Source organism: Bradyrhizobium sp., from assembly GCF_019242285.1.
Classification (GTDB): domain Bacteria; phylum Pseudomonadota; class Alphaproteobacteria; order Rhizobiales; family Xanthobacteraceae; genus Bradyrhizobium.
Genome location: NZ_JAFAVV010000745.1, coordinates 1 through 20,331, shown reverse-complemented (window position 1 = coordinate 20,331; position 20,331 = coordinate 1). Strand labels below are relative to the sequence as shown.

Sequence of the window (20,331 nt, the reverse complement as noted above, 5' to 3'; positions counted from 1 at the left end):
CCGCACCGCACACGCTGACCGTGGAGGAACCCCCTCAAACCTCCGGCGTTCCGTCAAGGACACCACGAAGAGTGCTGCGATCATGGTCAGAGAAGGTCCTGCCCAGCCGGCTCCGCCTCCAAGACAGCCTGAGCCGTATCCGGCCGAGAAAGCACGCGGCGGCGCGATCATTCTCGACAGCTCGCTCAAGCGCGGGATTTTCATCGCAGGCCTCGTCGGCGCGGTCGTCCTCGTGGTGGTGCTGGGCCTGTTTTCGCTGAAGGGATGATTTCAATGCGCAACAAGAGGCGATCCACATTCAGCGCAGCCATCGCCGTCGAAATGGCCTGTCACGCGGTGATGGGAATTGCCTTGGGGCTCGGGCTGTCCTTTGCGCTGGCCCTGATCCACAGCTCCGCGATCGCGGTGCTGATCGCGCATAGCTCCGAACCCACGGCCACCATGCTGACCATCGTCGGCTGTTTCACCCTTGCCATCGCCGTCGGCGCGACACTGACCGGGTTTGTCTTCACTATGATGGAAGAGCGCTGAGCTGCACTTGGCCGCTGGCCTTGCGCGGAGACCCACCACGCGACGGGTCGATTCCGGCTCGCTCGATGTCCATTGGCATGCAGAATGTCGCAATAATACAACACATGCCGCCAATGTCGGCTCTGTTCCTCATTCGTTCGGCAGAGTTCATGATTGCCTTAGCATGTGCGGCATTAAGCTTCGTGCGGGGTTGAGACTGCCCGCTTCAGTGAAGGAGATGCGGAACATGCCAGCTTACGTACATCACCACGACATCGAAATGGCGCCGGTGCTCTGCCCGGGCTGCGTAGGCTTGCTGCCGATGTTCGTGCGGGAGGTCGAACCGCATTGGAGCCTGGCCAAGATCGACTTTATCTATGAATGCTCGGACTGCGGCGCCGAAGTCAGACACACGGTGAGAAAGTCGCAGTCGCGACATTGACATCTCATTTCATGGCCGAGACCTGCGAGATCGGCCCGATCAGATTGTCCTGGACTGCACCGCCCCTGATTTGCAGGGGGACCTCACGATAGAGGCCAGAGTTCTTCGAAGCGCATGCTACGTCATCGGCAATGACGGCTCGGCGCAGTCGAGATTGCATTCCCTGAAGTGGTACGCGATTTCGTCCAGTGCGCGCTGCTCCCACTGCTCGGCTTGCGCCAACCAGAAGGACCTGCGCTCGAAATCCAGCGCAGCACGCTCGCGACATATAAACTCCTGGCTGCGTATCTCCACGAGTTTATTCATGACCTCGACTCCTGAAGGCGTGAAGCCAACCGACGGCGCGAACCTATAGCAGACCCCAAGACGGGTTGTCCCAGCCCGTCGCGACCGGCGCGGAATATCTCTCGCGCCCGTGAACTCATCGGGAGCTGCAAACGCAGTTTCGCGTCACAATCATGGCGGTCCGCGGGCTTTTCGTTGAGCAGCCGGACCGGATATGAAAGCCATCTCGGGTTCCCGCGTGAACTGGTTCAACATTGTTGAAAAAAGATCCGACGCGACCCGTCGCCTTCCGCATTGCAGCACGTTGCCCCAGGCGGAATCTCCGCGGTCGCATGCATGCCCATCCCGTCTCGAATCAGCGTCGGCCATCGTCGCACATGTCGGTTTTGCGACGGCAGCCGGACAACGGCGCAGAACCAACGGAGCTTTGTCACATGTCTGTCGCGCGAACAGCGCAAGGAGGACGGACAAGTCAACGTGCAAGCCGCGAGAACGATGCTGATTCGCCCTTCTCATCCGCAAATCCATGGGAGTTGACCGCCGTGAGCGGATGGCTGGCATTGCTCTGCGCCGGCTTGCTGGAGATCGCCTGGGCGCTCGGACTGAAATATTCGGACGGCCTGACCAGACCCTGGCCGACCCTGGCGACGCTCGTCGCGATCGGCTTGAGCTTCGGCCTGATGGCGGTGGCGCTACGGTCGTTGCCGTTCGGCACGGCGTACGCGGTATGGACCGGAATCGGTGCCGTCGGCAGCATTCTCGTCGGCATGCTGGTCTATAGCGAGCCCACCGACCCTGTCCGAGTCGTGTGCCTCACCTTGATCGTGGCGGGCATGGTCGGGCTCAAGCTCAATTCGCCGGTCTAGGCTCTCCGGCGCCTTTGCGCGCGACGTCCTGGCCCGCAGGCTTCGCAGCGCCTCGATCGCACCGAACAGGACGAGCGCAATCGACAGCGGGACGAAGTGGTACAGGAAGCGAAACATCAGGAGCGCCGCCAGCAGCTGCTCCCGATCCTGGCTGCCGAGCCCGATCAGGATCGTTGCATCGAACACGCCGAGCCCGGCGGGCGCATGACTGGCAAATCCGAGCAGGGTCGCCGCGATGAACACCGCCATCAGCCGCAGTGGGCCGATCTCGACGCCGGACGGAATCAGCATGTACATCGCCAGCGCGGCCGCCGTCAGATCGAGCAGGCCGACCACGATCTGCACCAGCACCAACGGCCCCGACGGCAGACGGACCAGCCATCGGCTCTTTCCGATCGTTCGCGGCGACAGCCAACTCCACACCAGGAATGCGCCGACCGCACACAGCAGGGCAACCGCCAGTATGCGGTTCACCGACGGCGAGAGATGATCGATGACGCTGATGGCGGCCGGCTCGTAGAACAGGCTGAAGCCCAGCGCCGTCATGTTGCCGAGCCAGAAGGTGAGCCCGGTGAGGAAGCAGATGTTCGCCACCCCCATCGCGTTCAATCCGCTTTCGGAATAGATCCGGTAGCGAATGATCGGGGATATCAGCGCGACTGCGCCTATGCCGTGGGCAATGGGATAACTGGTGAAGCTTGCGAGTGCCGCAATGCGGTAGGGAACGTCCTTGCGTCCCATGGTGTGAAGCGCGAGCCAGTCATAGAGCGTGATGCTGGCGTAGGAGGCCGTCACCAGCACCATCGCCAGCGCGATGACGTTGAAGCTCGTGGCCTCGATGATCGCGAACACCTGCCCATAGTCGATGTTCCTGAGCGCATGCGTCAGTGCGAAGATTGCGCCTGCGGCGATCGCGACGCTGATGACGAGGCCGCCGGCGCCTTTCAGCCGGTTGATGCCACCGAGCTTCTGCAGAAAATCCGTGTTCAGGGCGAACATCCATCAAGGCAGCGGCCGGACGATGCCGGCCGATTCGAGCGAGCTGAGTAATTGATTGGCACGATGATGTGACAGTTGCGTAAACTTTGCCAGCGCTTTTGCAATAGAATGTGAACGCAAGCATCTGGGGATACATCGAAATCGAGCCCTAATCACGTCGCACCTCGTTCACTTAATCTCGTTAAGAGACGCGCGACAATCCATGGTATCGAGAGCGCCATGAACGCCGAGCTCGACTACGATCTCACGCCGGAGCAATGGGAAGCGCTGAAGGCGCTCCGCATTCCCGCGACAGAGCGCCGCATGTTGAACGCGACCGTGCTTGCCCCGCTCGTCGCGCTTGGTCTGGCGGAGATGCGCGACGGATCGCCCGTCATCACGCCGTGGGGCCGCAAGGTCCTGATCAGGGGCTCGTTGCGACTTCTGCTCGACGTGGCGGCTTAGCCGGATTGCAGGGCACGATTGCTCGCTACTCGCACCTGATGATCCCAATCAGTTGCCTTGCGTGATCTTCGGGATTGCCGACATTGACGATGGTGGCATCGGGCTCGGCCTGAGCCTCTCCAGCCAGGCGTTGCAGCCGATCTCCGATTTCTCCATCGCTGCTGCGGGCCCGTCTCCTCAGCCGCTCGGCAAGCACGTCCGGCGGCGCCGTGATCAGAACGACCACGACATTCGCATAGCGTCGGCGCATCTCGTCGACGACCCTCCGCGACACGTTGACGATGACGCTGCGCGCGGCCCGCAGATCATCATCCATCGCCCGCCGCAATCCGTACGCATGGCCGTGGGCCTCCCAATGCATGGCAAAGTCGCCGCACGCCAGGGCCTGCCGGAAGGCATCGGTCGAGAGCTGCTCATTGTCCTCGGCCGGACCCGCCGCCCGTGTCACGACGCGGCGGGGAAACACGATGTCGCGATTTTCCACACAGCCGGTCCGCGCCAGGCGAAGCAGCGCATCCTTGCCGGCACCGCTCGGACCGACCACCAGCACGAGCCGGCCCGGCCCGATCTTCGCCGGCGAGAGCGCGGATATGGCCGTCGTCTCCGTCACGCCACCCGGCGCCCCTCGCGCCAGACGCTGCGGACCACGGGCACCTCGCGGCCGACATGGACGCGGATGATGTCGGCGCGCTTGCCGACCACGATCTCCCCGCGATCGTTCAAGCCAACGGCTTCCGCCGCCGTCTTGGTGACGGTGCGGATCGCGGCGGCGAGATCGATCGCGGGAACATGCTGCGGTAGCTGGAGCGCGGCCATCAACAGGCTCGACGGCACGTAATCCGACGACAGGATGTCGAGCAGCCCCTCGCGCGCGAGGTCGACGGCCGCGATGTTGCCGGAGTGCGAGCCGCCACGCACTACGTTCGGCGCGCCCATCAGGATGTCGATCCCGGCCTCATGCAGCCCCCTTGCCGCCTCCATGGTGGTCGGAAATTCCGCGACTGAAACACGATGGGAGATTGCCTCCCCGACATTCTCTTCCGTCGTGTCGTCGTGGCTCGCCAACGGAATCTGATGCTGATGAGCCAATGCCACGATCTGCCGCAGATTATTCGCCGCGTAGACCTTCTGATAGGCGAAACGCTGCTCGAACAGGGCGTCGAGCTCCGCGTCCGTCATGCCGCCGCCCTTGCCGCGGTAGTAGTCGCGCAGCTTCACCTCGTCGCGAAACTGCCGCTGACCCGGCGTGTGGTCCATCAGCGACATCAGGCGCACGTCGGGACGGCCGACCAGCTCGCTCGCTTCCTCGACGACATCAGGCATCGGGACTTCGCAGCGCAGGTGCAGGAAGTGATCGACGCGCAGCATATGGTCCTCGCGCGCCGCCGCGATCGCGACCGCCAGCACGCTGGCGCGGCTCACGACCTCCTCGCCGCGATCATCGCGCCAGACCCGCAGCGAATCCAGCGCTGTGGTGATTCCGGAGGTCGCGAGCTGGCCGTCATAGGAAATCACGGCTGCGATGGGATTCCAGAGCACCTTCGGCCGCGGCACGTAGTGCATCTCGAGATGATCGGTATGCAGCTCGATCATGCCGGGCATGATGAGGTCGCCGGCGGCATCCTCGCTTCGTTCGGGCGCATCGCCCTCGCCGAACTCGGCGATGCGGCCGCCGGCAAAGGCGATCCAGCCGCGTTCGATCAGCCGGTCTGCCAGCGCGATCCGCGCGTTGCCAATGACAGTGTCAGATCCGGTCGAGCTCATGTCTCACTTCTCTTTCATGCCCCTTCATGCAGCCGCCGCAAAGGTGGTGACGTCGACGGTTCGATCGGCGATCAGATCGCGGATTCCCTCGTCGTGCACAATGGCGACGATGGCAATCCCGGCATGCTTCTTCTCCTGGATCAGGTCCACCACCGCCGACGCATTCTTGACGTCCAGTGAGGCCGTGGGCTCGTCGAGCAGCAGGACGGGATGATCGGAAATGAAGCCGCGCGCGATGTTGACGCGCTGCTGCTCGCCGCCGGAGAACGTCGAGGGCGGCAGCGCCCACAGCCGCTCGGGAATGTTGAGCCGGCGAAGCAGGCCTTGCGCCCGTTCGCGCGCCTCAACACGCGACGTTCCGGTCGCGATCAGAGGTTCGGCGACCACATCGATCGCCGGCACCCGCGGCACCGCGCGCAGAAACTGGCTGACATAGCCGATGGTGGCGCGGCGCACGCTGAGGATCTGCCTGGGCTCGGCCGAGGCGAGATCGAGCATCTCACCTTCATGCAGGATGCCGATGCGGCCGCTGTCGCAGCGATAGTTGCCGAAGATCATCTTCAGGATCGACGACTTCCCGGCGCCCGACGGCCCCGACAGCACGACGCACTCGCCGGCAGCGACGCGAAAGCTCACGCCGCGCACGACGGGCAGCCTCACCCCGCCCTGCAGATGCATGGTGAAGCTCTTCTCCGCATCCGATATTTCGATCATCGCAGTCATCGACGTTCACTCATGGTGCAAGAATCATGGCGGCAGGATCGAGGATACGAGAAGCTGGGTGTAAGGCTCGTGCGGATCGTCCAGCACCTGGTCGGTCAGGCCGGTCTCGATCACCTGCCCTCCCTTCATCACCATCACCCGGTGCGACAACAGCCGCGCGACCGCGAGGTCGTGCGTCACCACGACCGCCGCCAGTCCCAGCTCGCCGACGAGATTGCGCATCAGATCGAGCAGCCGCGCCTGCACCGACACGTCGAGGCCGCCGGTGGGCTCGTCCATGAACACCAGGCGCGGCTCGGTGACGAGGTTGCGCGCGATCTGCAGCCGCTGCCGCATGCCGCCCGAATAGGTGCGCGGCGCATCGTCAATGCGCGCAACATCGATCTCCACCCGCTCGAGCCAGGACGACGCCGTCTGCCGGATTCGGCCGTAGTGGTTCCAGCCGACGGCCATCAGCCGCTCGCCGACATTGGCGCCGGCGGAAACCGCCATGCGCAGCCCGAGCGCCGGATCCTGGTGCACATAGCCCCAATCGGTGCGGAAGAGAAAGCGCCGCCCCGCCTCGCCGAGCGAGGCGAGATCGCGCAGCACGCCGTCGCGCATGCGATAGGACACCCGTCCCGACGTCACCGCGAGCTGTGCCGACAGAAGCTGCAGCAGCGTCGACTTGCCAGAGCCGGACTCGCCGACCACCGCCAGCACCTCGCCAGGATAGAGCGAGAACGAGACGTCGCGGCAGGCCGTGACGCGCCCATAATTCTTGCACAGCGCCTCGGCGACCAGCAGCGGCTGGTCGTGCATCGGTGCATCCGGCGCCTCAACCATGGGCCTTCTCCCAGGGCGCGGCACTTTCCTTGCCGCGATGGCCGGCGGCCTGGCGTCCTTCGCAATAATCCGTGTCGGAACAGACGAACATACGGCTGCCCTTGTCGTCGGTGACGATCTCGTCCAGATAGGCGTCCTCGGCCCCGCACAGCGCACAGGGCGCGTCGAAGCGGTAGCGCTCGAACGGATGATCCTGGAAGTCGAGCGACACCACCGTCGTATAGGGCGGGATCGCATAGATGCGCTTCTCGCGCCCGGCCCCGAACAGTTGCAACGCCGGAGAATTGTCCATCTTCGGATTGTCGAATTTCGGCGTCGGCGACGGGTCCATGACATAGCGTGCATTGACCTTCACCGGATAGGCATAGGCTGTGGCGATGTGGCCGAAACGCGCGATGTCCTCGTAGAGCTTCACATGCATCAGCCCGTATTCGCTGAGCGCGTGCATGCGGCGCGTCTCGGTCTCGCGCGGCTCGAGAAAGCGCAGCGGCTCCGGAATCGGCACCTGATACACCAGCACCTGGCCGGCATGCAGCGGCGCTTCCGGAATCCGGTGCCGGGTCTGAATCACGGTGGCGTCTTCGGTATGCGTGGTGGTCGCGACACCGGCGGTCTTGGCGAAGAATTTGCGGATCGAGATCGCGTTGGTGGTGTCGTCGGAGCCCTGATCGATCACCTTCAGAACGTCGCTGGGTCCGAGCATCGCGGCCGTCACCTGCACGCCGCCGGTGCCCCAGCCATAGGGCATCGGCATCTCGCGACTCGCGAACGGCACCTGATAGCCGGGAATCGCGATCGCCTTCAGGATGGCGCGGCGGATCATCCGCTTGGTCTGCTCGTCGAGATAGGCGAAGTTGTAGGTCGGCGCGTTCATTCGGCGGCCTCCCGCATCGACGCCTTGCGCTGCGCCTCGGCGAATTCCCGGCGCAGCTTGCGCAACAGCCCGAGTTCGGACTGGAAGTCGACGTAGTGCGGGAGCTTCAGGTGCTCGACGAAGCCGGTCGCCTGCACATTGTCCGAATGCGACATCACGAACTCCTCATCCTGGGCCGGCGCGCCCACCTCCTCGCCCAGTTCGCGGGCGCGCAAGGCGCGATCGACCAGCGCCATCGACATCGCCTTGCGCTCGCTCTGGCCGAAGGCGAGGCCATAGCCACGGGTGAAGCATGGCGCTTCGGTCGCCGAACCCCCGAACTGGTTGACCATCTGGCATTCGGTCAGCGCGATTTCGCCGAGCGGCACGGCGAAGCCGACCTCTTCAGCCAGGAACTCAACCTCGACCTCGCCGAAGCGGATTTCGCCTGCGAACGGATGGTTGCGCCCGTAGCCGCGCTGCGTCGAATAACCCATTGCCAACAGAAACCCCTCGTCGGCGCGGGCCAGATTCTGCAGGCGCAAATCGCGGTCCGCCGGAAAGCTCAGAGGCTCCCGCGTCAGGTCGCCGACCGCCGAATCGGCGCTTGCTTGCGGCGAGGGTTCGATCAGGCCGTCCTTGCCCAGAATGTCGGTGACGCGCGGCATGGCGCAGACCACCGCCTCAGAAGTTGCGGGCGGCTCGGGGGCGTGGCCTTCGGCCAGTTGCGGGTCGAGCAATCGATGGGTGTAGTCGAAGGTCGGCCCGAGAATCTGGCCACCTGGAACATCCTTGAAGGTGGAGGATATGCGCCGGCGCACCTGCATCTGCCCGGTATCGACGGGTTCGGTCACCCCGAAGCGCGGCAAGGTGGCGCGGAAGGCGCGCACGAGAAAAATGGCCTCGATCAGGTCGCCGCGTGCCTGCTTGATCGCGAGCGCGGCCAGCTCGCGGTCATAAAGCGAGCCCTCGCTCATGACCCGATCGACGGCCAGGCCAAGCTGCTCCGAGATTTGCGCAAGCGATAGCTCCGGCACATCGCAGTCGCCACGGCGCTCATGCGCCAGCAGACGATGGGCATTCTCGATCGCGCGCTCGCCACCTTTTATCGCCACATACATGCATCATCCTCCCTGCACGACGGATCGCGTGGTCCGCGGGATCGCGACGATCCTGTCGTCGGCGACCAGGACGACATCGATGCCACGAGGAAACAACGCCACGTTGATGGCGAGCCGGTCGAACAGGTCGCGCGGCTCGACGGTGGCGCGCAGGATGGCAGCGCCGTCGATGCCGGGGCCGCGCAGCCGGAATTCACGCCCCTCCGTCAGGCTCGCGACCTGGAGGATCAGCGTCGTCGAGCGATCCGGATATTCGCTGCTGCCGAGCGAGAAATCCTCGAGGCTGCCAAGTCCATGCGCATCGCCCACCAGGGCGAAGCTGCAGATCGACGCATCCGCGACGATCGGCGCGCCGGTGTGAAACTTGAGCCATTTGCCGATGTCCTGCCTCTCGCGCAGGGCCTGATCGAGCCAGACCGGCGTATCGTGATCGAACAGCGTGAGCGCGATCGCCGCCGTGCCGCGCATCATCGCGGACGGCGTTCCGACCGCTGCCGTGACCTCGCGCACGCTGCCGGGCCGCGCCATGGCGTCCATCACGGAGCGAAAGGTGGACTGCGCCGACAACACCTTGTCGGCAAATCCGGGCGGCAGCTCGTCGATCGTCGTCATCTGTTCAGCCCTCGCCGCGCACCATGGTGTAGAAATCGACCCGCGTGGCCGCAGCTTCCGCGGCTCTCGCGTTTCGTCGAGCAATCAGTCTTTCGCGCAGCGGCGCAATCACATTCGCCTCGGCGCCGTCGGCATGCTCGTCCGATTGCAGCAAGGCATCGCACAACGCGATCAATTTCGCCTTCTCGCCGTCGCGGCCGAGCGCGTAGCCGAAGCCGACCTCGCCGCTTGCAAGCCGCACCGCGGCGCGGGACACGGTGGCCTCGCCGAGGTTGAACGCCGCCCCGTCGCCGCCGATGCGGCCACGCACCATCACGAGCCCGCTCTCCGGCTCCCGGAGGCTCTCATAGGCCGGCAGCGCAACGGCGCCGAGACGCGCTGCAATTTCTTTGCCTGACGCGCGCGCGAGCACGGCCATCGCCGCCCTGCGCCGCGCCTGCATCGCGCTCGTCTGGCTGTTGCCGTGCACGTCCATGGAGATCCGCTTGCCTGCCTGAATCAAGTTGTCTATAACGATAGACAACTTGACGACGAAGCGCCAGTGACTGTTTCATGACAATGGAGTGATTTTTCCGATGGCTTTCGAAGGCGCCTCGTCACCATGAGCACGCAGGATATGGCTTCCGGCGTCGCGCTGTGGCGGCAGGTCGCCGACGGCATCGAGCGCGCCATAGCCGATGGCACCTATCCGTCCGGCGAGCGGCTGCCCGGCGAGATCGAGATCGCGGAGACCTATCGCGTCAACCGGCATACGGTGCGGCGGGCGCTGGCGGTGCTGGCAGAGCGCGGCCTGGTGCGGGCCGAGCGCGGCAGCGGCACCTATGTCGAGGCGCAACGGCTCGCCTATCCCCTGCGCTCGCGAACCCGCTTCTCGGAGATCGTCGGCGCGGTCGGCCAGGAGCCGCGTGGGCAGCTCATCGAGGCCTCGGACGACGTTGCGACACGCGAATTGGCGAAGGAATTGGGCCTGAAGGCCGGCGCTCCACTGATCCGGATCGAGGCGTTGCGGCTGGCCGACCGCACGCCGATCTGTGTCAGCACGAGCTGGCTCTCCGCGGAGCGCTTCCCTCGCGCCGGCGAGATCTTCGCGAGCGTGCGCTCGATGACCAAGCTGCTGGCGCATTACGGCATCCGCGACTATCGCCGCGCCTCCACGCGCATCACGGCGGCGATCGCCGATGCGACCGATGCCGCCCGGCTCGGGCTCGCGCTCGGGCGGCCCGTCCTCGTCGTCGACGCCACCGACGTCGACACCGGCGGCACGCCGCTCGTCACCAAGCGCGCCCGCTTCGCGGCCGAGCGGGTGGAGTTCGTGGTGGAGAACGGCTAGGCGACCGCCCGCCGTCCGATGATGGCGAAGCGCAGTCTGCCCGATATCCAGTCGATCGCGGCGACCGCCACGAGAATCATCAGGATCAGGAACGAGACTTTCTGCCACTCCAGCACGCGAATCTGTTCCGCGAGCTGCAGGCCGATGCCGCCGGCGCCGACGATGCCGATGATGGTCGCCGAGCGCGTATTCGACTCGATGAAGTAGAGCACCTGGCCGGCGATGACGGGCAGCACCTGCGGCATCAGGCCGAAACGGATTTCGTGCAAGGCACTTCCACCGGAAGCCCGGATGCCCTCGACCTGCTTCCTGTCGGCGGCCTCGATCGCTTCCGAAAACAACTTGCCGAACGCACCGAAATCCGAGACCGCAATCGCCAGCACGCCTGCGAACGGGCCGAGGCCGACGACGTTGATCCAGACCAGCGCCCAGATCAGCGTGTCGACGCCGCGGATCGAATCCAGGAAGCGGCGCACCGGGAAACGGATGACATTCGGCACGATATTGTGCGCCGCGAACAGGCTGATCGGCAGCGCCATCAGCGCGGCCAGCGTAGTGCCGAGCAGCGCGATCGACAGCGTCTCGCCAAGCGCCTTCAGATATAGCGGCAGCGAGGCGCCCGGGTCGGGCGGCAACATCAGCAGCGTGATCCAGCCGAGCTGGTGCAGGCCGTTGAACAGGCGCGTCGGCGAGAAGTCGAGATCGACCAGGCCAAAGACGAAGATGGCGAAGGCCAGGATCGCCACCAGCGGCGTCGCGAGCCGTGCCGAGGCCGGTCGATCGAACACCTGGGGATAGCGGGCGCGGAGCTGCGCCGGATCGGGCGCGGGGACATGGCTCATGTCTCCGCTTCCTGGCCGAACAGGCGGCCGCGCAGCCAGCCGGTGGCGATATCGATCACGAAGACGGTCAGGACGATGGTGATCAGGATCGCGCTGACGTCGGAGTAGTAGAATTTCCGGATCGCCACGACGAGCTCCTGGCCGATGCCGCCGGCGCCGACGAAACCCATCACCGAGGCCTCGCGCACATTGATCTCGAAGCGCAACAACGCATAGCTGGCGTAACCCGCGATCGCCTGCGGCAGCACGGCGAAGCGCATGCAGGACACCCAGCTCGCGCCGGTCGAGCGCACCCCTTCGACCGGCTTCATGTCGGCATTCTCGACGATCTCCGAGAACAGCTTTCCGAGCGCGCCGGTGGAATGAATGGCGATGGCCAGCACGCCCGCCATCGGCCCGAGCCCGAAGGCGATGACGAAGATCAGCGCGAACACGATGCCTGGAACGGTGCGGGCGAATTCCAGCAACCGGCGCACCACGAAGCGCAGCCACGGCGCCGGCGAGGTGTTCTCAGCCGCGAAGAAATTCAGCAGGAAGGCGAGCACGGCGCCGGTCAGCGTGCCGACATAGCTGATCAGCAGCGTCTCGCCGAGCAGCTTCAGCCATTTCCGCCAGCCCCAGAACCATTCGCCGAAGTTGGTCCAGACGCGGGCGCCGTCGTCCAGCTTCATGATGCGATCGAAATAGCTGAAGAAGTTGCCGAGATAGGTGAAGAAGGTCTTCAGATTCACCTCCGCACCGATGGCGGCGAGCGCGAGCGCGGCTACGAGCGCCACGGTCCCAAGGGCAATGCGCAACCGCTTGCGCGCCACCGCCTTGCGATAGGCTTCGTTCAGTGCCGCGAGTTGCGGGCTCGGCAGGATGGCGACGGCGGATGTCATCGCGGGCTCGCGTTCATATCGACGACGGATCAGGCCGGGATCGCCCGGCCTGTCCGGCGTTCGAAGGTCGCTCAGGAGCCTTTCTTGCGAAGGCTGTCGACGAACTTGATCAGCTCGATCGTCTTGTCATAGTCGGGGTTGGTGATCGTCTCCCACGGCCTGTTCTTGCCGTCGGACAGCTTCTTGAAGGCCTCGGGGTCCTTCTGCGCGGCGTCGAGAAACGCCTGCTTGATCGCGGCCTTCATGTCATCGGGCAGATCGCTGAGATAGGCATAGGGCGAGTTGATGATCAGGTCCGACTTCACGATGATGCGGAAGTCCTCCTTCTTCATCGGCGTGCCGTCGGCGTTCTTCACCATGTTCTTGTTGAGCATGCGCGTCAGGTTGGAATCGTCGTCGGCGTTCCACCAGTTGGCGGCGACGTCGACGGTTCCCTGCGCCAGCGCCAGCACGGCATTCTCGTGGCTGCCGGTAAACACCACCTGCGAGAAGAACTTTTCGGGATCGACGCCCATCTGGTTCATCTTGAAGCGGGGCATGTTGTTGCCGGAGGTCGAGTTCGGATCGACCAGGCCGAGATTCTTGCCCTTCAGGTCATCGAGCTCCTGATAGGGACTCCTGGCGAGCACGTAGAACACCGAATAGTAGCCCTTGGACCCATCCGAGTTGACGTCGATCACGAAGGCGTCGGTCTTGACGCCGGTGAGAAGGGCGCGAGAGAACGACGCCGGGCCGTAATAGCCGACATGGATGTTGCCGGCGCGCTGGCCCTCGATGACCGCGGCGTAATCGTTGGCGACGCGCAGGTTCACCTTGATGCCGAGCTCCTTCGAGAGATAGTTGACGAAGGGCGTATATCGCTCGGTCACGCCGGAGGCGTTCTCGGCCGGAACGACGGCGAAGGTGATCTCGGGATATTTCGCCTTCCAGTCCTCGGCGAAGGCGGAGGTGGCAAATGCCAGCGAGGCGAGCCCGGCAATCAGGATTCTGCGATTGATCATGGATGGCACCCTTCGGGGTTGGTTGCAGACGGTAGCGTCCTCGCCGGACTGACCACGAACCCGCGAGGAAAAAATCAGGCGATTGCAGCGGCCGAAACGGTTTCACCGACCGGCGCTTCCGCGGCCGGCATCGTTCCCATCACCTCATTGGCCTCGAGATCGTAGAGCTCGCGCGCGATGTGCTCGGTCAGTGCCGACGGCACGCCGTCGAACGCGACCCGGCCCGCAGCCATGCCGATCAGCCGGTCGCAATAGCTGCGCGCCAGATCGAGCGAATGCAGATTGCAGAGCACGGTGATGCCGAAGTGCTTGTTGATCCGCAGAAGCGCATCCATCACGATCTTGGTGTTGCGCGGATCGAGCGAGGCGATCGGCTCGTCGGCGAGGATGATGCCGGGCTCCTGCACCATCGCACGCGCGATCGCGACGCGCTGCTGCTGTCCGCCGGAGAGCTGGTCGGTACGCTGGGCCGCGTACTGTGCCATGTCGAACTGTTCGAGCGCCGACATCGCGACGGCAACGTCCTGCTCGGGCCAGAGCTGCAGCAGCGAGCGCCAGGACGGCATCTCCGACAGCCGTCCCATCAAGACGTTGGTCAGGACGTCGAGCCGGCCGATCAGGTTGAACTGCTGGAAGATCATCGCGGAGCGGGCGCGCCATTTGCGCAGGTCGCGGCCCTTCAGCGCGCCGACGTCGATGCCGTCGAAAACGATGCGCCCCGCCGTGATCGGCGCGAGGCGGTTGATCGTTCGAAGCAGCGTCGACTTGCCTGCGCCGGACCGTCCGATCACGCCCACGAAGGCCCCGGGCTCGATGGCGAAGGAGACGTCATCGACCGCGGCCTTTGTGCCGAACCGGCACGCCAAACCTTCCACACGCAGCATGCACTGCTCCGAAAGCCCTGCCTCGTTCATGGCTAGCGCCTCGATTCAACAGTCGTGTGACAGGTGCGCTGCGGTGCGACAAACCTGCACAGCCTTGACGTTCTCTTGGCGCCGCGCGGTACTCCAGCGCTGCACAGTCTTGCGTCATGCGTTGCGTCATGCGGTTGTCATCAATCGCGTCGATGACGAAACCCTTGGCTGAAGGGTCTCGGAAGGTGCCATGACCGGCAAAGCTCTCTCGATCGAACCTCTGGTCGATCCGACCGCGAAACTGCATGACGTCACGCTCGGCGCCTATTGCGAGGTCGGCGCGCGCACCATGCTGCTCGAAGTCGCGATGGGCGACTACTCCTATGTCGTCAATGATGCGCAGATCACCTACACCACGGTCGGGAAGTTCTGCTCCATCGCGGCGATGACGCGGATCAATCCGGGCAACCACCCGATGCACCGCGCGACGCAATCGCACTTCACCTACCGCTCCAGCGCCTATTTCGAGGGCGAAAGAGACGATGTGGCGTTTTTCGAGTGGCGCAGGAGCCATCACGTCCATGTCGGCCACGACGTCTGGATCGGCCATGGCGCGATCGTGCTGCCGGGACGCGGCATCGGAACCGGCGCGGTGATCGCGGCCGGCGCGGTCGTCACCAAGGACGTGCCGGCCTACACCGTCGTCGGCGGCAATCCGGCGAAGCCGATCAGGCGGCGGTTTCCCGATACAGTCGCCGATCGGCTCCAGCAACTCGCATGGTGGGATTGGGATCACGAAACCCTCCGCGTCGCGCTGCCGGATTTCAGGGCGCTTGAAATCGAAGCGTTCCTGGAAAAGTATGAAGCTACCGCGCGGGTACCCTTCGCGGGCGCGCGAGAAAGTGCTGCATCTTGACTGACATCTTGATTGAAGACGGCCGAACCCTGCTCGGGGAAGACACCGGCCAGAGTTCCGTTTCGATCTCCCAAGGCTGCATCAGCGCCGTCGGCGCCTCGCAAGGGCGCAGCGCGTTCAGCCTCGACGCCGGCGGCCTTCTGGTGCTGCCGGGCATCGTCGACCTGCATGGCGACGCCTTCGAGCGGCAGATGATGCCCCGCCCCCACGTCGACTTTCCGATCGACATCGCGCTGATCGACAGCGACCGGCAGGCGATCGCCAACGGCATCACCACGGTGTTTCACGCCACCACATGGTCCTGGGAACCAGGCCTTCGTTGCGGCGACAATGCGCAGAAGCTGCTGGAGGCGATCGAGGCCTTGCGGCCGAAGCTCGCCGCGGACACGCGCTTCCATCTCCGCCACGAGACCTACAATCTCGACGCGGAGGAACAGATCGGCGAGTGGCTCGCCGATGGACGCATCGACCTGTTCGCGTTCAATGACCATACCGAAAATACGGTCACCCTGCTCAACAAGCCGAACAAGCGCGGCAGCATGGTCGAGCGCACCGGACTTTCGGACGAGGCATTCGATCGGCTGCTGGAGAGCATACTCTCGCGTGCCGACGCCGTGCCCGCGTCGATCGCGCGGCTCGCCGCCATCGCCCGCGGCGCCGGCGTGCGGATGCTGTCGCATGACGACAACAGCCCGGAGATGCGAAAAACCTTTCGCGAACTCGGCGTGACGATTGCCGAGTTTCCGGTCAACGAGGCGACGGCCCGCGAGGCGGCGGCCGGCGGCGATGCGATCGTGTGCGGCGCCCCCAACGTCGTGCGCGGCGGCAGCCATATCGGCTGGACCAGGGCCTCCGACATGATCGCGAACGGCCTGTGCTCGGTGCTGGCGTCCGACTATTACTATCCGGCGCCGCTGCTCGCCGCGTTCCGCCTCGCCGCCGACGGCGTGCTGCCGCTCGCCAGAGCGTGGGACCTGATCTCGGCAGCGCCCGCACAGGCGACCGGCCTGGCCGATCGCGGCCGGCTCGCCGAGGGCCAGCGCGCCGACATTCTCCTCGTCGATGACAGGGAGCCGCTGCGGCCCCGCATCGTCGCCGTGATTGTCGCCGGCCGCCTGGTTCACCTGACCGAGGCCGAACGATTGACGACGTCGCATGCGCCGCAGCATCAAGCGCTTTCGGCGGAGTGACGCGGACATATCCCTCCGATGGCTCAATTTCCCCGTTACGCGATCTACTACGCCGCCGATCGAGGCTCCGCGCTCGACCGTTTCGGCGGAGAGCATCTCGGCTATGACGCCTGGACCGGCGAGGACCTGCCCTTTCCTGCCGCCGTCGAACAGGCGTGGCCTGATTGGCGCGAGCTGACGCGGGATCCCCGCAAATACGGCTTTCACGCCACGCTGAAGGCGCCGATGGCGCTTGCCGACGGCAAGGCCGAGCCCGATCTGATGGCCGCCTGCGCCCGCTTCGCCGCGACGCCGCGGCCCATTCCCTTGATCATACCCGTCGTCCGGTCGATCAGCGGCTTCACGGCCGTGGTGGCGGCGGCGCGATCCGCCGAACTCGACCGGCTTGCCGCCGACTGCGTCCGCGACTTCGACCCGTTTCGCGCGCCGCTCACCGCGGAGGACCGCGCGCGGCGAAAGCCGGAGAAGCTGACGCCGCGGCAATGCGACCATCTCGACCGCTGGGGCTACCCTTACGTCATGGAGGAATTCCGCTTCCACATGACGCTGACCGGCCGCCTCGATGCGGAGCAACGCGAAGCGGTGCGCGTGATGCTCGCGGACCGCTTCACGGCGATCGGCCTCTCCCAGCTTGCGATCGACCGCCTCGCCCTGTTTCGCCAGGACGATGCGGCCGCGCGTTTTGAGATCATCGCTCACTGTCCGCTCGCCCCTCAGGACGGCGCCGCCTCCTGATCGCCCGCCTTCACCGGCGCCGTCTCGCGGTACAGGCTCATCGCGATGAGGCCGACCGTGCCGGCGAACAGCAGATACCATGCCGGCGCCAGCGGATTTCCGGAGACGTGGATCAGCCACGCCACGACCAGTTGCGCGGTGCCACCGAATGTCGCGATCGTCACCGCATAGATGATCGAGATCACGCCGCCGCGGATCTCCCGCGGCAGGCCCTCGGTGAAGGCGGCGAAGAAGGCGCTGAACGGCAGTATCCCGATCAGCGACAGCAGGCCGAAGCCGCCCAGCAGCGAGAGCGCGCCGGGCGAATTGATGATCCACAGGAAGGTCGGATAGACCATCACCAGCGCAACCAGTTGCGGAACGATCATCACCGGCTTGCGTCCGACCCGGTCGGCCAGCCAGCCGCCGAACAGCGCGCCTGCGATCCCGACGCCGTTGCTGACCAGCGTGGTGGCAAAGGCCAGCGGCGGCGCCACCTGCAGCGTGTTGCGCGCATAGGTCGTCATGAATTGCGTGACATAGGTGACGATGGTGCCGCTCGCGAGAATCATCACCGACAGCAGGATGATGCGCGCGTGCCGGCGCGCCAGCCCAAGGTGCCCGGTGCGTTCGGCCGCCACGGCGGTCCCCTCCCCCGGCCGCAGGAGCGTCTCGGGCAAGGTGCGGCGCATCCAGAGGCCGAACGGCAGGCAGGCAGCTCCGATCAGGAAGGCGATGCGCCAGCCATAGGCGTCGAGCGCTTCGGGCGCGATCGTGTTGCTCAGGATGAAGCCGACCAGCGCGCCCGCCGTTGCCGCGATCTGCTGGCTCGCCGGCTGCCAGGATACGACCAGCGCCCGGTTCTTCGGCGAGGCGATCTCCATCAGGTAGGCGGTGGTCGGCCCGACCTCGCCGCCCAGGGCAAAACCCTGCGCCAGGCGGGCGACGATCACGATGATCGGCGCGGCAATGCCGATCATGGCATAGGACGGCGTCAGCGCCAGCGTCAGGATCGCCAGGCCCATCACGGCGAAGCTCAGCAGCATGGCCGGCCTCCGCCCGACGCGGTCGGAGTAGACGCCGAGAACGACACCGCCGATCGGCCGGGTGACGAAACCCGCTCCGAAGGTCGCCAGCGACAGCATCAGGCTGCCGTATTCGCTCTGCGTCGGAAAGAACGCGTGCCCGATCTGGATCGCGAAGAAGCTGTAGGTGATGAAGTCGTAGAATTCGAGCATGTTGCCGACGGTTGCGGCGAACGCCGCGCGCGCGATCGGGATATCGTCTGAGACGTCAGAACTCTGTGCCAAGGGGTGCTTCCTGAGTGCCCGGCCTGCCGGGACAACGGACCAGCGGTGTCTGAGTGCGGATGCGGTTTGCCGGCTTTTCCTACATGGTCGTCGTCGCCATCGTGATTGCACCCTGAGGGCAGGGTCCGGCGGAAACCTTCGGTTCCCATGGCACGGACGGCAAGCGCAGTAATACCGCCTCGCCGAAATCTCAATAGCCTTTCCGCGACCAGGTCCGCCGCTGAGACGAGAATTGGCATGCTTGTTGCTCGATTGCTCATATCAGATCGGGGAGAGCCACCATGACCACCATCACCACGGCACCGGCGACCGCAGCGAGAAAGCCGCTCTACACCTCGCTGTTCGTCCAGGTCCTGGCAGGCTTGCTGCTCGGCATCGCGCTCGGCGTGGCGACGCCCGATTTCGCGGCCAGCCTGAAGATCCTGAGCGACGCCTTCCTGAAGCTGATCTCGATGATCGTCGCCCCAATCGTGTTCTGCGTGGTGGTGCACGGCATCGCGGGCGCCGGCGACCTGAAGAAGGTCGGCCGCGTCGGCGTCAAGGCGCTGGTCTATTTCGAGGTAATGACCACGGTCGCCCTCGTCGTCGGCCTCCTGCTCGCCTTCCTGGCCGGCCCCGGTCACGGCATGAACATCGACGTGTCGACGCTGGACGCCAAGGCGCTTGCCACCTACTCCGGCAACGCGCAGAAGCTGAAGGGCGAGGGCATCGGCAGCTTCCTTCTCAACATCGTTCCGACCACCTCGTTCGACGCGCTGGCGCGCAATGACGTGCTCCAGGTGCTGTTCTTCGCCATCCTGTTCGGCGTCAGCCTGGCGCTGGTCGGCGGCGAGAAGGGCGAGCGCATCTCGACGTTCATCGAGGCGGTATCGACGGTGCTGTTCCGGATGATGGGGCTGATCGTCCGCCTCGCGCCGCTCGGCGTGCTCGGTGCCGTCGCCTACACCGTCGGCAAATACGGGGTCGGCTCGCTGAAGCAGCTGGTCTCGCTGGTGGTGCTGTTCTACGTCTCCGTCGCCATCTTCGTGCTCGGCGTGCTCGGGGCCGTCATGGCGCTTGCCGGGATCAACATCCTGAAATTCCTGTCCTACCTCCGCGAGGAATTGACGATCGTGCTGGCCACCGCGTCCTCGGATGCGGTGCTGCCGCAGATCATGCGCAAGCTCGTACGGCTCGGCGTCAAGGATTCCGTGGTCGGTCTCGTGATTCCGACCGGCTATTCCTTCAATCTCGACGCGTTCTCGATCTATCTCACGCTCGCGGTGGTGTTCATCGCCCAGGCGACCAACACGCCGCTGTCGATCGGCGACCTCCTGCTGGTGCTCGGTGTCTCCCTGATCACCTCCAAGGGTGCGCACGGCGTTCCGGGCTCCGCGATCGTCATCCTGGCGGCAACGCTGAACGCGGTGCCGAGCATTCCGGCAATCGGTCTCGTGCTGGTGCTGTCGGTCGACTGGTTCATCGGCATGGCGCGCGCACTCGGCAACCTGATCGGCAACTGCGTTGCGACCGTAGTGATCGCAGCCTGGGAAGGTGATCTCGACCACCGGACCGCGGCCCGGGTGCTCGACGGCAAAGAGGTGGTCGACGTCACCGCCGGGTAGAGGTGGTGTTGCAACTGGGTTGCTACGGTGGTCGTTGCACCGTGGGAGGGCGATATCGACCGGGTGCAGGCGAAGCGCGTGCGTAACGGCAAAGTGGAGGTTTCGACCGATGATCCTCGCGTCACCGGCGGAGGCGATCCAGCCCGTGACCGCTTAGTGAGTGACGATCACTTCGGCAATGCCATTGGTGAACGATCGAGAAAAGGGGCTCCGCCCGGCGCACCTACCTCGGCCAGCGTCGCCCT

Annotated in this window: 26 protein-coding genes; 11 read left to right on the top strand and 15 right to left on the bottom strand. The window is 65.1% G+C overall.

All coding sequences use genetic code 11. From position 1 onward, the window contains the following. The first annotated feature begins 82 nt into the window (after nucleotides 1-82). The 3 genes from JOY90_RS30600 (at nucleotide 83) to JOY90_RS30590 (ending at nucleotide 952) form a co-directional block, all read left to right on the top strand. The gene (locus JOY90_RS30600; RefSeq protein WP_291694829.1) at nucleotides 83-268 is read left to right on the top strand and encodes a hypothetical protein; all 186 of its coding nucleotides are present in this window, start codon (nucleotides 83-85) and stop codon (nucleotides 266-268) included. A 5-nt stretch (nucleotides 269-273) separates the two neighbouring features. Beyond that, nucleotides 274-531 carry a hypothetical protein gene (locus tag JOY90_RS30595; protein WP_291694828.1) on the top strand — a complete coding sequence of 86 codons (258 nt, stop codon included), beginning with the start codon at nucleotides 274-276 and terminating at the stop codon, nucleotides 529-531. 226 nt (nucleotides 532-757) lie between these two features. Further along, on the top strand, nucleotides 758-952 hold the full coding sequence (locus JOY90_RS30590) for a hypothetical protein (protein ID WP_291694827.1): 195 nt from the start codon (nucleotides 758-760) through the stop codon (nucleotides 950-952). A gap of 117 nt (nucleotides 953-1,069) precedes the next feature. Here the strand turns inward: JOY90_RS30590 and JOY90_RS30585 are convergent, their stop codons facing one another. Together JOY90_RS30585 and JOY90_RS30580 are read right to left on the bottom strand one after the other, a co-directional pair. Beyond that, the gene (locus JOY90_RS30585) at nucleotides 1,070-1,258 is read right to left on the bottom strand and encodes a hypothetical protein (protein WP_291694826.1); all 189 of its coding nucleotides are present in this window, start codon (nucleotides 1,256-1,258) and stop codon (nucleotides 1,070-1,072) included. Between the two features lie 451 nt (nucleotides 1,259-1,709). Then, on the bottom strand, nucleotides 1,710-1,952 hold the full coding sequence (locus tag JOY90_RS30580; protein ID WP_291694840.1) for a hypothetical protein: 243 nt from the start codon (nucleotides 1,950-1,952) through the stop codon (nucleotides 1,710-1,712). Between JOY90_RS30580 and JOY90_RS30575 the strand changes: the two genes are divergently transcribed. Both JOY90_RS30575 and JOY90_RS30565 read left to right on the top strand, forming a co-directional pair. Continuing rightward, nucleotides 1,840-2,103, top strand: coding sequence for a multidrug efflux SMR transporter (locus JOY90_RS30575; protein WP_291694838.1), 264 nt, complete (start codon nucleotides 1,840-1,842; stop codon nucleotides 2,101-2,103). The genes JOY90_RS30580 and JOY90_RS30575 overlap by 113 nt on opposite strands. Before the next feature lie 1,218 nt (nucleotides 2,104-3,321). Further along, nucleotides 3,322-3,546: a hypothetical protein gene (locus JOY90_RS30565; protein WP_291694825.1), complete on the top strand. Its 225-nt coding sequence runs from the start codon at nucleotides 3,322-3,324 to the stop codon at nucleotides 3,544-3,546. A 25-nt stretch (nucleotides 3,547-3,571) separates the two neighbouring features. Here JOY90_RS30565 and phnN read toward each other — a convergent pair whose 3' ends face one another. Genes phnN through phnG form a run of 8 tightly spaced genes read right to left on the bottom strand, consistent with a single transcriptional unit; the run spans nucleotide 3,572 to nucleotide 9,919 of the window. Then, a complete protein-coding gene (gene phnN, locus JOY90_RS30560) occupies nucleotides 3,572-4,156 on the bottom strand; it encodes a phosphonate metabolism protein/1,5-bisphosphokinase (PRPP-forming) PhnN (protein WP_291694824.1) in 585 nt (194 codons plus the stop codon). Beyond that, entirely contained in the window at nucleotides 4,153-5,310 is a 1,158-nt protein-coding gene (locus tag JOY90_RS30555; RefSeq protein ID WP_291694823.1) for an alpha-D-ribose 1-methylphosphonate 5-triphosphate diphosphatase, read from the bottom strand. The genes phnN and JOY90_RS30555 overlap by 4 nt, the downstream gene beginning before the upstream one ends. 24 nt (nucleotides 5,311-5,334) lie before the next feature. After that, complete coding sequence (gene phnL, locus JOY90_RS30550; RefSeq protein ID WP_291694822.1) at nucleotides 5,335-6,033, bottom strand: phosphonate C-P lyase system protein PhnL; 699 nt, start codon at nucleotides 6,031-6,033, stop codon at nucleotides 5,335-5,337. A gap of 24 nt (nucleotides 6,034-6,057) precedes the next feature. Beyond that, nucleotides 6,058-6,858 carry a phosphonate C-P lyase system protein PhnK gene (gene phnK / locus JOY90_RS30545; RefSeq protein ID WP_291694821.1) on the bottom strand — a complete coding sequence of 267 codons (801 nt, stop codon included), beginning with the start codon at nucleotides 6,856-6,858 and terminating at the stop codon, nucleotides 6,058-6,060. Beyond that, complete coding sequence (locus JOY90_RS30540; RefSeq protein ID WP_291694820.1) at nucleotides 6,851-7,732, bottom strand: alpha-D-ribose 1-methylphosphonate 5-phosphate C-P-lyase PhnJ; 882 nt, start codon at nucleotides 7,730-7,732, stop codon at nucleotides 6,851-6,853. The genes phnK and JOY90_RS30540 overlap by 8 nt, the downstream gene beginning before the upstream one ends. Further along, the gene (locus JOY90_RS30535; RefSeq protein WP_291694819.1) at nucleotides 7,729-8,832 is read right to left on the bottom strand and encodes a carbon-phosphorus lyase complex subunit PhnI; all 1,104 of its coding nucleotides are present in this window, start codon (nucleotides 8,830-8,832) and stop codon (nucleotides 7,729-7,731) included. Before JOY90_RS30535 ends, JOY90_RS30540 begins: the two co-directional genes overlap by 4 nt. A 3-nt stretch (nucleotides 8,833-8,835) precedes the next feature. After that, a complete protein-coding gene (phnH, locus tag JOY90_RS30530; protein ID WP_291694818.1) occupies nucleotides 8,836-9,444 on the bottom strand; it encodes a phosphonate C-P lyase system protein PhnH in 609 nt (202 codons plus the stop codon). Between the two features lie 4 nt (nucleotides 9,445-9,448). After that, on the bottom strand, nucleotides 9,449-9,919 hold the full coding sequence (gene phnG / locus JOY90_RS30525; RefSeq protein WP_291694837.1) for a phosphonate C-P lyase system protein PhnG: 471 nt from the start codon (nucleotides 9,917-9,919) through the stop codon (nucleotides 9,449-9,451). 126 nt (nucleotides 9,920-10,045) lie between these two features. On the opposite strand from phnG, the gene phnF reads away from it, so the two are divergent. Further along, a complete protein-coding gene (gene phnF, locus JOY90_RS30520) occupies nucleotides 10,046-10,774 on the top strand; it encodes a phosphonate metabolism transcriptional regulator PhnF (protein WP_291694817.1) in 729 nt (242 codons plus the stop codon). Here the strand turns inward: phnF and phnE (JOY90_RS30515) are convergent. The 4 genes from phnE (JOY90_RS30515) to phnC all read right to left on the bottom strand — a co-directional run bounded on the left by phnE (JOY90_RS30515) (nucleotide 10,771) and on the right by phnC (nucleotide 14,382). Then, a complete protein-coding gene (phnE, locus tag JOY90_RS30515) occupies nucleotides 10,771-11,616 on the bottom strand; it encodes a phosphonate ABC transporter, permease protein PhnE (RefSeq protein WP_291694816.1) in 846 nt (281 codons plus the stop codon). The genes phnF and phnE (JOY90_RS30515) overlap by 4 nt on opposite strands. Further along, on the bottom strand, nucleotides 11,613-12,497 hold the full coding sequence (phnE, locus tag JOY90_RS30510; RefSeq protein WP_291694815.1) for a phosphonate ABC transporter, permease protein PhnE: 885 nt from the start codon (nucleotides 12,495-12,497) through the stop codon (nucleotides 11,613-11,615). Before phnE (JOY90_RS30510) ends, phnE (JOY90_RS30515) begins: the two co-directional genes overlap by 4 nt. Before the next feature lie 71 nt (nucleotides 12,498-12,568). Beyond that, nucleotides 12,569-13,498, bottom strand: a complete 930-nt coding sequence (phnD, locus tag JOY90_RS30505; RefSeq protein ID WP_291694814.1) for a phosphonate ABC transporter substrate-binding protein — start codon at nucleotides 13,496-13,498, stop codon at nucleotides 12,569-12,571. A gap of 74 nt (nucleotides 13,499-13,572) precedes the next feature. After that, on the bottom strand, nucleotides 13,573-14,382 hold the full coding sequence (gene phnC / locus JOY90_RS30500; protein ID WP_291694836.1) for a phosphonate ABC transporter ATP-binding protein: 810 nt from the start codon (nucleotides 14,380-14,382) through the stop codon (nucleotides 13,573-13,575). Between the two features lie 220 nt (nucleotides 14,383-14,602). Between phnC and JOY90_RS30495 the strand changes: the two genes are divergently transcribed. Genes JOY90_RS30495 through JOY90_RS30485 form a run of 3 tightly spaced genes read left to right on the top strand, consistent with a single transcriptional unit; the run spans nucleotide 14,603 to nucleotide 17,193 of the window. Beyond that, on the top strand, nucleotides 14,603-15,268 hold the full coding sequence (locus JOY90_RS30495) for a chloramphenicol acetyltransferase (protein WP_291694813.1): 666 nt from the start codon (nucleotides 14,603-14,605) through the stop codon (nucleotides 15,266-15,268). Further along, nucleotides 15,265-16,458: an alpha-D-ribose 1-methylphosphonate 5-triphosphate diphosphatase gene (locus tag JOY90_RS30490; protein WP_291694812.1), complete on the top strand. Its 1,194-nt coding sequence runs from the start codon at nucleotides 15,265-15,267 to the stop codon at nucleotides 16,456-16,458. The genes JOY90_RS30495 and JOY90_RS30490 overlap by 4 nt, the downstream gene beginning before the upstream one ends. A gap of 18 nt (nucleotides 16,459-16,476) precedes the next feature. Beyond that, nucleotides 16,477-17,193 carry a DUF1045 domain-containing protein gene (locus tag JOY90_RS30485; RefSeq protein WP_291694811.1) on the top strand — a complete coding sequence of 239 codons (717 nt, stop codon included), beginning with the start codon at nucleotides 16,477-16,479 and terminating at the stop codon, nucleotides 17,191-17,193. On the opposite strand, the gene JOY90_RS30480 is transcribed toward JOY90_RS30485, so the two are convergent. Then, nucleotides 17,172-18,482: an MFS transporter gene (locus JOY90_RS30480; protein ID WP_291694810.1), complete on the bottom strand. Its 1,311-nt coding sequence runs from the start codon at nucleotides 18,480-18,482 to the stop codon at nucleotides 17,172-17,174. The two genes, JOY90_RS30485 and JOY90_RS30480, sit on opposite strands and share 22 nt — an antisense overlap. Nucleotides 18,483-18,763: 281 nt before the next feature. On the opposite strand from JOY90_RS30480, the gene JOY90_RS30475 reads away from it, so the two are divergent. After that, nucleotides 18,764-20,086: a dicarboxylate/amino acid:cation symporter gene (locus JOY90_RS30475; RefSeq protein WP_291694809.1), complete on the top strand. Its 1,323-nt coding sequence runs from the start codon at nucleotides 18,764-18,766 to the stop codon at nucleotides 20,084-20,086. A gap of 27 nt (nucleotides 20,087-20,113) precedes the next feature. Then, on the top strand, nucleotides 20,114-20,331 hold a 218-nt coding region (locus tag JOY90_RS30470), incomplete at its 3' end, for a hypothetical protein (protein WP_291694808.1).

Excerpts from the sequence above, each read along its gene's own strand:
- JOY90_RS30600 (WP_291694829.1), top strand. The coding sequence starts at position 83 with ATGGTCAGAGAAGGTCCTGCCCAGCCGGCTCCGCCTCCAAGACAGCCT.
- JOY90_RS30595 (WP_291694828.1), top strand. The coding sequence starts at position 274 with ATGCGCAACAAGAGGCGATCCACATTCAGCGCAGCCATCGCCGTCGAA.
- JOY90_RS30590 (WP_291694827.1), top strand. The coding sequence starts at position 758 with ATGCCAGCTTACGTACATCACCACGACATCGAAATGGCGCCGGTGCTC.
- JOY90_RS30585 (WP_291694826.1), bottom strand. The coding sequence starts at position 1,258 with ATGAATAAACTCGTGGAGATACGCAGCCAGGAGTTTATATGTCGCGAG.
- JOY90_RS30565 (WP_291694825.1), top strand. The coding sequence starts at position 3,322 with ATGAACGCCGAGCTCGACTACGATCTCACGCCGGAGCAATGGGAAGCG.
- JOY90_RS30555 (WP_291694823.1), bottom strand. The coding sequence starts at position 5,310 with ATGAGCTCGACCGGATCTGACACTGTCATTGGCAACGCGCGGATCGCG.
- phnL (WP_291694822.1), bottom strand. The coding sequence starts at position 6,033 with ATGACTGCGATGATCGAAATATCGGATGCGGAGAAGAGCTTCACCATG.
- phnK (WP_291694821.1), bottom strand. The coding sequence starts at position 6,858 with ATGGTTGAGGCGCCGGATGCACCGATGCACGACCAGCCGCTGCTGGTC.
- JOY90_RS30540 (WP_291694820.1), bottom strand. The coding sequence starts at position 7,732 with ATGAACGCGCCGACCTACAACTTCGCCTATCTCGACGAGCAGACCAAG.
- JOY90_RS30535 (WP_291694819.1), bottom strand. The coding sequence starts at position 8,832 with ATGTATGTGGCGATAAAAGGTGGCGAGCGCGCGATCGAGAATGCCCAT.
- phnH (WP_291694818.1), bottom strand. The coding sequence starts at position 9,444 with ATGACGACGATCGACGAGCTGCCGCCCGGATTTGCCGACAAGGTGTTG.
- phnG (WP_291694837.1), bottom strand. The coding sequence starts at position 9,919 with ATGGACGTGCACGGCAACAGCCAGACGAGCGCGATGCAGGCGCGGCGC.
- phnF (WP_291694817.1), top strand. The coding sequence starts at position 10,046 with ATGAGCACGCAGGATATGGCTTCCGGCGTCGCGCTGTGGCGGCAGGTC.
- phnE (WP_291694816.1), bottom strand. The coding sequence starts at position 11,616 with ATGAGCCATGTCCCCGCGCCCGATCCGGCGCAGCTCCGCGCCCGCTAT.
- phnE (WP_291694815.1), bottom strand. The coding sequence starts at position 12,497 with ATGACATCCGCCGTCGCCATCCTGCCGAGCCCGCAACTCGCGGCACTG.
- phnD (WP_291694814.1), bottom strand. The coding sequence starts at position 13,498 with ATGATCAATCGCAGAATCCTGATTGCCGGGCTCGCCTCGCTGGCATTT.
- phnC (WP_291694836.1), bottom strand. The coding sequence starts at position 14,382 with ATGCTGCGTGTGGAAGGTTTGGCGTGCCGGTTCGGCACAAAGGCCGCG.
- JOY90_RS30495 (WP_291694813.1), top strand. The coding sequence starts at position 14,603 with ATGACCGGCAAAGCTCTCTCGATCGAACCTCTGGTCGATCCGACCGCG.
- JOY90_RS30485 (WP_291694811.1), top strand. The coding sequence starts at position 16,477 with ATGGCTCAATTTCCCCGTTACGCGATCTACTACGCCGCCGATCGAGGC.
- JOY90_RS30475 (WP_291694809.1), top strand. The coding sequence starts at position 18,764 with ATGACCACCATCACCACGGCACCGGCGACCGCAGCGAGAAAGCCGCTC.